The sequence below is a fragment of the Parabacteroides sp. AF17-28 genome, assembly GCF_003479205.1.
Lineage (GTDB): Bacteria > Bacteroidota > Bacteroidia > Bacteroidales > Tannerellaceae > Parabacteroides > Parabacteroides acidifaciens.
The window spans coordinates 15,110-27,743 of record NZ_QUGV01000011.1 but is presented as its reverse complement, the minus strand read 5'-3'; the positions used below and the strand labels follow the sequence as shown (position 1 = coordinate 27,743).

Annotated in this window: 11 protein-coding genes; 6 read left to right on the top strand and 5 right to left on the bottom strand. The window is 51.3% G+C overall.

The window, feature by feature from the left end; all coding sequences use genetic code 11:
- The first annotated feature begins 68 nt into the window (after positions 1-68).
- From DWW90_RS09725 to fumC, 4 genes are all read left to right on the top strand, one after another.
- Positions 69-926, top strand: coding sequence for a GyrI-like domain-containing protein (locus DWW90_RS09725; RefSeq protein WP_122344848.1), 858 nt, complete (start codon positions 69-71; stop codon positions 924-926).
- Between the two features lie 91 nt (positions 927-1,017).
- Entirely contained in the window at positions 1,018-1,284 is a 267-nt protein-coding gene (locus DWW90_RS09720) for a hypothetical protein (protein ID WP_115498025.1), read from the top strand.
- A 264-nt stretch (positions 1,285-1,548) separates the two neighbouring features.
- On the top strand, positions 1,549-2,892 hold the full coding sequence (locus tag DWW90_RS09710) for an MATE family efflux transporter (protein WP_122344847.1): 1,344 nt from the start codon (positions 1,549-1,551) through the stop codon (positions 2,890-2,892).
- A gap of 12 nt (positions 2,893-2,904) precedes the next feature.
- Complete coding sequence (gene fumC, locus DWW90_RS09705; RefSeq protein ID WP_122344846.1) at positions 2,905-4,317, top strand: class II fumarate hydratase; 1,413 nt, start codon at positions 2,905-2,907, stop codon at positions 4,315-4,317.
- Between the two features lie 533 nt (positions 4,318-4,850).
- Here fumC and DWW90_RS09695 read toward each other — a convergent pair.
- A complete protein-coding gene (locus tag DWW90_RS09695) occupies positions 4,851-5,837 on the bottom strand; it encodes a nitroreductase (RefSeq protein WP_233547699.1) in 987 nt (328 codons plus the stop codon).
- A gap of 127 nt (positions 5,838-5,964) precedes the next feature.
- Here DWW90_RS09695 and DWW90_RS09690 point away from each other — a divergent pair, with 127 nt between their 5' ends.
- Both DWW90_RS09690 and DWW90_RS09685 read left to right on the top strand, forming a co-directional pair.
- Complete coding sequence (locus DWW90_RS09690) at positions 5,965-7,233, top strand: putative DNA modification/repair radical SAM protein (RefSeq protein WP_122344844.1); 1,269 nt, start codon at positions 5,965-5,967, stop codon at positions 7,231-7,233.
- Complete coding sequence (locus tag DWW90_RS09685; RefSeq protein WP_122332924.1) at positions 7,230-7,994, top strand: TIGR03915 family putative DNA repair protein; 765 nt, start codon at positions 7,230-7,232, stop codon at positions 7,992-7,994. The genes DWW90_RS09690 and DWW90_RS09685 overlap by 4 nt, the downstream gene beginning before the upstream one ends.
- Here the strand turns inward: DWW90_RS09685 and DWW90_RS09680 are convergent.
- The 4 genes from DWW90_RS09680 to DWW90_RS09670 form a co-directional block, all read right to left on the bottom strand.
- Positions 7,989-9,254 (bottom strand): S41 family peptidase, encoded by a 1,266-nt coding sequence (locus DWW90_RS09680; protein ID WP_122344843.1) that lies wholly within the window; start codon positions 9,252-9,254, stop codon positions 7,989-7,991. The genes DWW90_RS09685 and DWW90_RS09680 overlap by 6 nt on opposite strands.
- Positions 9,255-9,454: 200 nt before the next feature.
- The gene (locus DWW90_RS09675; RefSeq protein WP_199662189.1) at positions 9,455-11,707 is read right to left on the bottom strand and encodes an excinuclease ABC subunit UvrA; all 2,253 of its coding nucleotides are present in this window, start codon (positions 11,705-11,707) and stop codon (positions 9,455-9,457) included.
- Between the two features lie 126 nt (positions 11,708-11,833).
- The gene (locus tag DWW90_RS20635) at positions 11,834-12,004 is read right to left on the bottom strand and encodes a hypothetical protein (protein WP_005637232.1); all 171 of its coding nucleotides are present in this window, start codon (positions 12,002-12,004) and stop codon (positions 11,834-11,836) included.
- On the bottom strand, positions 11,997-12,572 hold the full coding sequence (locus DWW90_RS09670; RefSeq protein WP_233547697.1) for a zeta toxin family protein: 576 nt from the start codon (positions 12,570-12,572) through the stop codon (positions 11,997-11,999). Before DWW90_RS09670 ends, DWW90_RS20635 begins: the two co-directional genes overlap by 8 nt.
- Positions 12,573-12,634 lie beyond the last annotated feature (62 nt).

Here is a 12,634-nt window from a genome sequence, read left to right as displayed (position 1 = left end):
GTTAGCAAGATTGGAAAAGTGCCCCGGCAGGAGGCTGGTTACCTTTGCGAAGTAAAACAGAAAAGAATATGCAACAAAGAACTACGACAAGAGAAGAGTATCTGAAACGGGTGAACCTGGTGGTCGAATATATCAATAATCACTTAGGGGACGAGATTGACCTGAATCGGCTGGCCGAAATGTCGCATTTATCCCCGTATCATTTTCATCGGGTGATGAGTGCGTTCCTGGGAGAGCCGTTAGGGGCGTTCATTGTGCGGAAACGGATTGAGACTGCAGCTCATCTGCTTCGCTACACGGATATGTCCATTGGCGATATCGCTTACCGGATCGGATACGGTGCACCCTCCTCCCTGTCGAAAGCATTCAGGCAGTTCTATTCTATTTCACCTAACGAATACAGAAACAATAAAGAGTACACGATTATGAGACCAGAAAAGATATGGCCCGACCTGCAATTGGAGGCCGAAGTGAAGGAAATCCCTGCCCGTGATGTTATCTATATCCGCCTGATGGGAAACTACCAGTTGAATGACTACGGTGGAACGTGGATGAGGCTTTATGCCTTTGCCCGCGAACAGAACCTGCCGGTGAACGACCCTTGTCCGCTTTGCATCTATCACGATGACCCGAAGGTGACTTCCGAAGAGAAGCTTCGCACAGATGTCTGTATGGTGATGCCCGAAGCCATTCAGCCAAAGGGGGAAGTCGGAGCGAAACAGATTCCGGCAGGACGTTATGCCAGCTTCATTTATAAAGGCTCGTATGACAAACTCCAAGCCGTCTACGATACCATCTATGCCCGTAAGTTGCCGGAGATGGGTTGCACGCTGCGTGACGAACCGAGCTACGAACGTTACCTGAACGACCCGTGCACGACGGAGCCGGAAGATTTGTTGACGGAAATCTGCATTCCGATACAGTAAGCCAGTTAATCTTTCTTGATTTATCCTGATTCGCTGAGCCTTTTGCCGGGTTGGTTGTTTACATAGCATCTTTATTTAAACGCAGACGATTATGAAAACGACAAGCAGACATCTTAGCGATAAACTGACAACCGAAGAAAGGGACTTGCTCCCTTCTTCGGATTTTGGCATTCCCGAAACCCGTGAGTTCCCGATGCCCGATGCGGCCCACGTCCGGGCGGCAGAAGCCTATTTCCGCTACGCCTCCGAAACGGACAAGCCTCTCTTGGCTTACCGGATTCTATTAAAAGCACGAGAGTACGGCGTAGAGGTGAAAAGTCCGACGGTCCTCGAATGGGCGGAGAAATATAAACCGTAATAATTCTGCCGCCGGAGGGATATTGTTACCGGAAAAGTTTTACATTTGCCTTGTGAACTGTAAAACGAATTGATTCAACTTATGAAACACCAACTCTGTATATAGCGTCTCCACACTGACATAACAGGCAAAGATACTTCCTGCCTGTTTGTACGCTATCCTATACATATACAGGGTACGAATTTCTATGCAATTATATTTATTCATTAGTCGGGATGCCTTCCCTTGCGGAGGTGTGTCCGGACGCATCCTTTAAGTTGAATTATGAACTTTTCTTATAAACAAATCTGGCTCATCAACTATCCGGTGATGATGAGCCTGCTGATGGAACAATTGATTAACATGACAGACGCCGTGTGTCTGGGACGGGTAGGCAAGGTTGAGTTAGGAGCTTCGGCTTTGGCGTGTATGTATTATCTGGCGATTTATATGCTGGGCTTTGGCTTTGGGTTGGGCATACAGGTACTTGTCGCACGGAAGAATGGCGAGGGACGGCTGTCTGAAACGGGCGAAGTGTTCTGGCAGGGACAGTATTTCCTGCTGGCGCTGGCATTGGCGTTATGCCTGCTGTCCGAATTTCTTTCTCCTTTCCTGCTTCGCCGGATGATTGCATCCGATGCTGTCTGGCAGGCGGTTGTCGATTATGTCCGGTGGCGTAACTACGGGCTGTTCTTTGCATTCCCGGTATTGGCGTTCCGTTCTTTCTTTGTCGGGATTACGAAGACGAAAGTGTTGATTGTGAACTCGGTGTTGATGGTACTGGTGAATGTGGCGCTCAACTATATCCTGATCTTCGGTCGTTTCGGGTTTCCGGCATTGGGGATTTCGGGGGCGGCGATCGCCTCTTCGCTGGCGGAGGGATTCTCGCTGTTGTTCTTTAGTGTGTATGTCTGGAAGAAGGTGGACTGGAAGCGGTTCGGCCTGAAGCCTGTGTTTCGTTTCGCCCTCTTGCGGCAGTTGTCCCGTTTGTCGGTGTGGACGATGGTGCGCTCTTTTGTTTGTGTGATTCCCTGGTTCTATTTCTTTGTGGTCATCGAACATTTGGGGGAGAGCCAGTTGGCGATTGCCAACATCATCCGGAATGTCTTTACCATATTCTTTGTTATCATGAACTCGTTTGCGACGACGACAAGTGCATTGGTCAGTAACTTGATCGGGGCCGGAGAACGGGGGCGGGTGATGTCGCTCTGCCGGAAAGTGATGTGGTTGAGCTATGGGATCGGGACGCCGTTTGTGTTGCTGGCTCTGCTCTTTCCTACTGTTGTATTGGGTATTTATACGAACGAGGCGTCTTTGGTTGACGGGGCTTTCTGGCCTTATCTGGTGATGTTGACGAATTACTTCCTGGCGATTCCCGGTTATATTTACTGCAATGCGGTGATCGGAACGGGGCATACCCGGACGGCTTTTGCTTTCCAGTTGGTTACGATTGCCGGCTATGTCGGGTATCTGTTACTATTGTCCGGCTTTCCGGGGATGTCGTTGGCGGTTTACTGGACTGCGGACCATGTGCATGTGTTATTGCTCTTTATCCTTTCTTATTCATATATAAGGAAGGAGTATAAACAATTCAATCTGAGTCCGGTTCTATATAAAGAAGACAATTAAAATGAACTTTTTATGGAATATCGGATAGAGAAAGACACGATGGGGGAGGTAAAAGTCCCCATCGATGCTTATTATGGCGCGCAGACACAACGCAGTGTGGACAATTTCAAGATTGCCCGGGATATTAACCGCATGCCGATCGAGGTGATACGCGGGTTCGCTTACCTGAAGAAGGCGGCGGCTCTGGCAAACAAGGACGCGGGCGTTTTATCGGCTGAGAAGTGCGAACTGATCGGGCGTGTCTGCGACGAGATATTGGCGGGCAAGCTCGACGACCAGTTCCCGTTGGTTGTCTGGCAAACCGGTAGCGGCACGCAGACCAATATGAACGTGAACGAGGTAATTGCCAACCGGGCCCATGTCCTGAACGGCGGCAAACTGACGGATAAGGAAAAGGTGCTGCTTCCCAATGACGATGTGAACAAGTCGCAGTCTTCGAATGACACGTTTCCGACGGCTATGCACATTGCCGCTTATATCATGGTGAAAGAAGTCACCCTTCCCGGCCTGGAGAAACTGCTCAAGACGCTCCGGAAGAAAAGTCGCGACTTTATGCCTGTCGTCAAGATCGGACGTACGCACTTTATGGATGCGACCCCGCTGACATTGGGCCAGGAGTTCAGTGGTTATGCCTCCCAGTTGGAACATGGCATACGGGCGATTAAAAACGCTCTCCCGCATTTGGCGGAACTGGCGATCGGAGGGACGGCAGTCGGAACAGGTATCAATACGCCTCCTAACTTTGACGAATGCGTGTCGAAACGGGTTTCGGAGATGACGGGACAACCGTTTGTGAAGGCGCCGAATAAGTTCGAGGCGCTTGCTTCGCACGACGCGATCGTGGAGGTGCATGGTGCCTTGAAGCAGGTTGCTGTCAGCCTGATGAAGATTGCGAATGACATCCGTATGCTGAGTTCGGGACCGCGTGCCGGTATTGGTGAGATTCATCTGCCGGAGAACGAGCCGGGCTCCTCCATTATGCCGGGAAAAGTGAACCCTACGCAGTGCGAGGCCTTGACGATGATTGCCGCCCAGGTGATGGGAAACGATGTGGCAATCTCGGTCGGTGGTGCGAGCGGGCAGTTCGAACTGAATGTGTTCAAGCCGATGATTATTTATAACTTCCTGCACAGTGCCCGGCTGATAGGCGAAGGCTGTATTAGCTTTAACGACCGTTGCGCCGTCGGTATCGAACCGGTGAAGGAGAACATAAAGAAGCATCTCGACGATTCGCTGATGCTGGTCACCGCCCTGAACCCGAAGATCGGTTATTACAAAGCCGCCTCCATCGCCCAAAAAGCCTTCAAGGAGAATAAAACCTTGAAACAGGCTGCTGTCGAGTCGGGGCTGCTGACGGCCGAAGAGTTTGACGAATGGGTGGATCCGTCGAAGATGGTTGGTCGGTTGGATACATTCCCGGAATGATATAAATGCTGATTTATCTGTTACTTTTGGCTTGATCCAAAAGTAACCAAAAGATCAAGGCCGAACCTGCTTCGCTACTTCGTTCCCTTCGTTCGCTGTCGCGTCTGAAACTCGCTTCGCTCAAACAGCAGACGCTCCGGACGCTCACTGCGGTCTCTGCGCTTAACGCTCACCAGCTTAGGCCGGAGGTAGAGCCTAACGGCTCTGTTGAGGATTGTAATACCGGTTGTCCCTTTGCGATCCCGCATCGAGTGTGGGAACAGGGGAACTATCCTTGTCTCCGTGCTTGACACGGGGCCGCATAAGAGCAGGCGGTGTCGGCAATCCCAAAAGAAAGCGGAGCTTTCTCGGAAAGGCCTAAGCGGACGGGCGTCAAGCGGAGAGTAAAGGCGAAGCGACAGGAGCCTGCGCTGTTTGAGCGAAGCGAGTTTCGCAGGCGACAGCGTAGCCTTTACCCGAAGTAGCCCGGACGGTTAAGCCTTGATCTTTTGGTTACTTTTGGATCAAGCCAAAAGTAACACATAAATCATCATTTACTTCTTATTCCCCTCTGTTATTACCTCCTTTATATCCTGTCTTAATGAATAAGGCATATCCTTCGCATACCCGATCCGTAACAACAATGCCGGATATTCTTTATTAATAGGCAGCTCCTGCCGTATCTCCTCCGCTAACTCTTTTACCTCGCAAGGCTGGTTGAGGAAAGCGGCAGCGATGTTTTCCTGTGTGGCTGTCAACAGGAAGCGTTGCAGGGTTCTGCCCAAGCCGATCCATTCTTCGACGGTGTTGTTGGGGATTGTGAAAAGAACTAAGTGGGAGGATGAGGCGATCTTCTTCCTGTCTCCTTTGTTCTGGGTAGTGCTGTTGAGGAATGAACCCATGATTGCTTTCGACAGGAATGCCGGCAGGTTCGGGGCGCCGAAGACGGCATAACTCAGTCCGTTGCGTGTCGCTTCCGAAAGTTTTTTGTTGTAACGCATCCAGACTTGCAGTTCCTCTTTGAAGGCAGGGTCATTCATTTGGCTGTCGTTTCCTTTTAGGATAAGTGCTTTCAGGGCGTTAAACTCTTTGGTACCGTTCTTCCAAAGGTGAAAGTAGATGCCCGGTTCAGCAGCGATAGCGGTCAATGCTTCGAGGCTTTTCTCCGGGACTGCCTGCCCGTTGTAGACGCTCCGGTTTGTCTGCCGTTTCTCTATGCCCGGATAAAGCGGGGAGGGAAGGACGTCTGCCGACTTCTCAAGGCTGATATGGATGGCGGCAGGTTGTTCGGCCGGTGCTTCTATGCTGGCTTCCGTCCGGTAACCGGCGGCCGAGGCTACTATGCAAAGGTTCTCTGTGGCGCATCCTAAGCTGATGTATAACTCCCGGCGATCGTTGTCGACAACAGGAAGTTCTTTTGTCAGGTCCGGCAGGATTGTAATTTCTTTTTCGCCGATGCGGAAAAGCCAGGGCTGGGTGTTATGTCCCGAGGGCGCCCGGGTGGCAAGCTCTACGAGCTGAAGGTAGTCGGTGTTCATCATATTCATTTTTAAGACAAACGTAAAGAACTAAATGGTAACATCCAAATAATCCTTCTTCTCTTCAAAGATTATTCTTATTTTTGTTCCTGAAAGGAAACCGGCTGTCGCCTCCCGAAAATAGAAAATTATGGATGATAAAGTGCTCGATAAACTGAAAGTGCTGGCGGAGTCGGCCAAGTACGATGTATCTTGCGCTTCCAGCGGAACGTCGCGCAAGAGTAAGAGCGGCGCGATAGGAAGTGCGGCGGGATGGGGCATTTGCCATAGCTTTGCCGAGGACGGCCGTTGCATCTCGCTCCTGAAGATCATGCTGACGAACTACTGCATCTTCGACTGTGCCTACTGCATCAACCGCCGCAGTAACGATATTCCCCGCGCTACGCTTTCGGTTACCGAGTTGGTGAATCTCACCATCGAGTTCTACCGCCGTAACTATATCGAAGGGCTTTTCCTGAGTTCGGGAGTGGTGCGCAATGCCGATTATACGATGGAACGCCTGGTGCGCGTCGTGAAAGACCTGCGGACGGTTTACCGTTTCAACGGCTATATCCATCTGAAAAGTATTCCCGGAGCCAGTCAGGAACTGGTGAACGAAGCCGGCCTCTACGCCGACCGTATGAGTGTGAACATCGAGATCCCGAACGAGAAAAGCCTCCGTTTGCTGGCTCCCGAAAAGGACTTTCAGAGCGTCTTCCAGCCGATGCGCTACATCCAGCAAGGTGTTTTGCAGAGTGCCGAAGAACGGAAGCGTTTCCGGCACGCCCCGCGTTTTGTACCGGCCGGACAGAGTACGCAGATGATCGTCGGTGCCACTTCTGATTCGGACAAAGACATCCTCCGCCTCTCGTCCGCCCTCTATCAGCGTCCGACGATGAAGCGCGTGTACTACTCCGGCTTTATCCCCGTCAACGAATATGACAACCGGCTGCCGGCCCTGAAACAACTGCCGCTGGTGCGTGAGAACCGTCTTTATCAGGCGGACTGGCTGCTCCGCTTCTATCAGTTCAAGGTGGATGAGATCGTGAACGATGCCTATCCCGACCTGGACTTAGAGGTCGACCCGAAACTCGGCTGGGCATTGCGTCATCCGGAACAGTTCCCGGTCGATATCAATAAGGCGGACTACGAGATGCTGCTCCGCGTGCCCGGTATCGGTGTGAAGTCGGCAAAACTGATCGTTGTCTCCCGCCGTTATTCCCGCTTAGGGACGGAACAATTGAAGAAGATCGGTGTCGTGATGAAGAAAGCCCAGTATTTCATCACCTGCCATGAGCTGCCGATACGGACAATCAACGAAGTGTCGCCCGAAGCCGTCCGCCAACTCCTTGTCCGGAAAGCGGGACGGAAGAAGAAGGACGATCGCCAGCTTATCCTTCAATTCCAGGATGAACCATGACAATCTTTGTGTACGATAAAACATTCGAAGGGCTGCTCACTGCCGTCTTCGATGCCTATTCCCGCCGCAGTTTCCCGGATCTGTTGCTGGCGGAGGGGGAGCCTTTTCCCTTGTTCTACGATGAGGCGGTGACAATCTATACGGACGATGCCAAGGTCGACCGTGTCTGGAAAGGGTTGCAAAAGAAGATATCTGCGACAGCCTTGTCCGTGATAACCGTCACGTGGCTGTCCGAATTGCCGGAGGCGGACCTGCTGCTTTTCCGCTATATCCGGAAAGCGATTGACGCTCCCCGCACGATCGAGCTGAACTTTGGCGATCCCGATGTGCTGGAAGTCGCTAAAATCTGGAAGAAGGTGACGAACGAGCGCCTGCGTGTCATGCAGTTCCTGCGTTTCCAGAAGGCGGCAGACGGTACTTTCTTTGCTGCCGTCAAACCAATATACAACGTCCTGCCACTTACGCTTAGCCACCTGACGGACCGCTTTGCCGACCAGTGCTGGCTGATCTACGACCTGCAACGTGAGTACGGCTACTATTACGACTTGAAGGAAACGACGGAAGTGCGTTTTGAAGAGAAAGAAGCCCACCTGCTTTCCGGCCTGCTCAGCGAAGAACTCATGGATGCCGACGAAAAACTGTTCCAGCAGATGTGGAAAACCTACTTCAAATCCATCGCCATAAAGGAACGCCTTAACCCGAAGCTCCATCGTCAACACATGCCCGCCCGCTTCTGGAAGTATATGCCGGAGAAGCTATAAGCAGCGTCCCTGCCGGATACAGTCCAGGGCAAATTCCAGCTGTGTGTCTCGTCCTTCCATGTAGTCCGATACCGTTTGCTTGACGATATAATTGGGCTCGATGCCTATTCCCTCCAGCGGAAAACCTTTCGGGGAAACGTCGGGACGGGCAGTTGGGATACGGAAGCTGGTGCCATGGGACGTTTTGAACGTCCGGGGATTGTTACCTGTGTCTCCGGCTGTCGGTTCACCAATCAGGAGGGCATTGCCGCTCTCCTTCATGTCGATAACGAAACTTTCGGCGGCGGAACAGGTGAAGGTGCTTGTCAATAAGAGGATCTTCCCTTGATAAGCATCTTCCATCGGAATCATCGGATGACGTCCCAGACAGTGAGGTTGTTCCTTTCGTATCAGGTAGCGGCAAAGGTCCCGTCCGTTACCGCTGTTCCCACCTCCGTTTCGGCGGACGTCGACAATCAGGTAAGGCAGGTGTCTTACTTTCGGGTAATCTTCAGCGAACTCCTCCATCACTCCGTTCATCATGGAGTTTATTTCCAGATATCCGATGCTGTCGTTCAGGATTTTCCAGGATGTTTTCCGCCGGTCGGCAACCGGAATGTTATCTTGGGGCTGCAAGACGAGTTGCAGATTAAGTGTGTCGGATCCGCGGCAAACGGTGTAGGTCTTTACCGTGTCGGTGAAGCTTTTGAAGAGGCTGCGGGCTGTGAATAAACGTTTGTATTCCGGTGTCGAGGCCGATATATACTTCTCGTTCCGATCCATCCACTCCTTGATCGGCGTCCCGTCGACAGCGATGATCCGGTCTTTATCGTTGAATCCTGACCGTTGCAGGTACGTGTCCGGCTTATCCACGAAAAGTGTGTCGTCGATATAAGCCGGGAAAGCCCTTGTCCGGTACTCTTTAAAGTAAACATAGGCATGTGCGACGCGTAAATCCGCGAAGTATTCCCACAGCGTTTTCCCATATTCTTCTCCGGTGGATAACTTCCCGATCCGTTCGGCATAGGAGGCGGAAAGGGCATCGATATCGATATGCTTGGACTCGTAGAGGGAGTAGTTCCTTTTTACTATTTGGCTGATCTCGGCGAAGTCTTCTGGATACTGATCTGGCGAAAGCGGCAGTTCGGACATGTAATGCCTTTCTATTTCCACCTCGGAAGAATAGAAATACTTGGCGTAAACGATCAGTCCGATAAATGCCAGACCTATAAGGATGACAATAACTGCTACTATTCGACCGATGAGTTTTAGTGCTTTCATAAGATATTATATTGCATGAATTTCAGCAAATGTATAGATTTGTTCATTCCCCTGCAATAAACCGCGAATCTTTTCATTGCAGTCTGCGGATTTTAAGATTTGGATGTTGCCGGGAAGCGATGCCTATTCCTTTCAAAAGCGATGCCTACCTTTTCCGAAAGCGATGCCTACGTTTTCGGAGAAAGCCGCCGACGTTTTTTTCAGAGGGTCGGCAGCTCTTTTTCTAAATATTCGGCAGTGATGGAACGCCTGCACGAGAGCATCTCCCGGGGAGTGCCGGAGTAGAGCAGTTCACCGCCCATTTGTCCGCCTCCTGGGCCTAACTCGATGACGTAGTCCGCCGCTTTCAGGACATCCAGGTTATGCTCTATCAGGAAGACGGAGTTGCCCTGTTCGACCATCGAATCGAAGAGGCTGATGATCTGGCGGATGTCTTTTACGTGAAGGCCGTCGGTGGGTTCGTCCAGGATAAATATCTTGCCGTTGCTGTCCAGGTAGGAGGCCAGTTTGACGCGCTGCAATTCTCCGCCGGAGAGGGTGGAGAGGGCTTGGTTGAGGTGCAGGTAGCCCAGTCCGACTTGCATCAGGGGGCGTAGTTTCTGCTCGATCCCGGTCCCGGCGAAACGTAGGGAGGCTTTCCGTACGGTCAGGTCCATCACTTCGGCGATATTCAGTCCGTCTACTTTGTACTGAAGGGCTTCCGGTGAATAGCGCAAGCCGCCGCAGGCTTCACAGACAGTCTCAATCGAATCCATAAAGGCCATGTCCGAGACGATGACACCTTTCCCTCCGCATACCGGACAGCCTCCTTTTCCGTTAAAGGTGAACATGCTAAGTCCGGCTTTGCTCTTCCGGGCGAATAGTTTGCGTATGTCGTCAGCCACACCGATATAGGTGGCAGGGGTGGAGCGCAGGCTGATTCCGATATTCTTCTGGCTGATGTAGATAACCTCTTCCTCGCAGGTGTTGCGGAAACATTCCATCAGGGAGCTTTTCCCCGAACCGGCTACACCTGCTATGACGGCGAAGACACCTAAGGGGAAGCGGACGGTCAGGTCTTTCAGGTTATGTTCCTTTGCATGTTCGAGGGTAAACCAACCGGAAGGGGTGCGGTTTTCCGCTTTCAACGGCGACTTTTCCGCGATCATCAGTCCGGTCTGCGTACCGCTTTTCAGCAGTCCTTCGTAACTGCCTTCATACAGGATGTTACCGCCGTCCATACCGGAGCCGGGCCCCATGTCGACGATGTGGTCGGCTATCTGGATCATCTCCTTATGATGTTCGACAAGGAGCACTGTGTTACCGTGGTCCCGCAGTTTCCGCACGGAGGCTTTCAACAGGCGGATGTCATGGCTATGCAGACCGACACTGGGCTCGTCGAGCACATACAGCATGTCGCATAAGGCGGAGTTGATATACTTGGCGATCTTGCAACGCTGCGCCTCGCCGCCGGAAAGAGTTCCCATATTGCGGTCGAGTGTGAGGTATCCTAAGCCGATTTCTTCGAGGGCGGACAGGCGGTTGGTGATGGCCTGTTTCAGGTCGCCGGCCAGCGGGTCGTCGATTTCCTGCAGCCAGTTCAGGATGTCGGGAATAGCTAAGCGCGTGACTTCCGCAATATTCTTTCCTCCGATGCGGCAGGAGAGTACTGTCCGGTTCAGTCGTGTACCTTCGCAATCCGGGCAGATACCCATTGTCACCATAGGTTCCAGCAGCTTTTGATGCAACTTTCCTTCTTCGGAATTGATGATACTCCGGTACATACGGTTGACTAATCCTTCGTACTTGGCGGTACGCGGCCAGTCGGCCGGCGGGTTCTTGAGCCGGATTTGCGGGGAATAGAGAAAGAGTTGCAGCTCTTCCGGCGTGTAATCCTTAATCTTTTTGTCCAGGTCGAACAGGCCGCTACAGGCATAACGGATCCATCTCCATCCGCCACGGTGGAAGGCCACGTAGTGGATCGTGTCTTCATCGTTCAGCGATTTGTTGAAGTCGACCAGCTTGTGGACGTCCAGTTCGCGCACCTCGCCCAATCCGTCGCAACGCGGGCATCGTCCCTGCGGATGATTGAAAGAGAAGGTGTCGGAGTAGCCGACAAACGGTTTGCCGACCCGCGAGAACAGCAGGCGGAGCAGCGAATAGATGTCCGTATAGGTCCCGACCGTCGAACGGGCGTTCGGAGCGGGCTTCTTCTGGTCTATCACGATAGCTACCGGGAGATGCTCTATCCGGTCCACATGTGGCCGGCCGTATTTGGGCAGGTATTGCTGGACGAAGCTGGGAAACGTTTCGTTCAGTTCCCGGCGTGAGCTGGCCGCGATCGTGTCCAATACTAAAGAAGATTTCCCGGAACCGGAAACCCCGGTGAAGATGGTGATCTGCTTCTTGGGTATTTCTAATGATATATGTTTGAGGTTGTTTTCGTAAGCGCCTGTAACTTTGATGTTTTCCATATCTGTTATTATACTTTCTCGTCTGCATCCAAAAGTAATCATATAATTCGGAACCGGAAGCGGGCGGGCACAAAAAAGGCTGACGAATCATATTCATCAGCCTCCCCTGTATTTTTCGATTAATAGTTAAAACATTCCTTTTTCTAAATCAGCTGCCTTTACACGGAAGATGTATCCGTTGCGCGAGAAGACTAATTCGCCGTCTTCTTTCTTTTTCTGGTTTACTAATCGCTGGAAAGCGATGTTGGCACCTTTAACTATATTCTCTTCAAATTCTCTAACCTCTTGTTCACTCATGATGCTCAAGTTTTGTATAAATATCCGAATTATATATCTCTTTTTTATCACTCTTGAAGCCTTTAGCGATTACTTCCATCGGCGACATCGAGTTGTCTGCAATCATCCAATAGTCACAAATGGGGATATATAGTTCAAAGAGATTGTGTATACCCGCTTCATAACGCCTGCGGATAGTACTCTCCGGAATGTTATGCCCTCCGGCGGCCACTCTCATTTTAACCCGTTCCACTGCCAGATCCGGCGTATTCAGCCAGAAATACAACAATGTCACATAATACCCTTCCCTTTGTGCTTCCCTGATCAGGTTTGCGCCTGAACGGGTGGCCAGTGTAGTTTCCATCGCAAATGTTTCGCCTGCGGCGATTAGTTCCTTAATACGCTTATACATAATCCGACTGGCTTCTACGGCTACCGCGATACTATCAGAATTAAAAGGGGAAAGCCCCTTGGCAATCTCGTCGGAATTGACAAACTCCTTACATTTCAACATCTCTGGAAGAATTGTAAAGGAGGCGGTCGTTTTTCCTGCCCCGTTGCACCCCGATATCATGTATAAATATGGCACTACTTACTGTCTTTTGTTGGGGCAAATATAGAGAATAGTTTAATATGTTGGTTAATTTTATT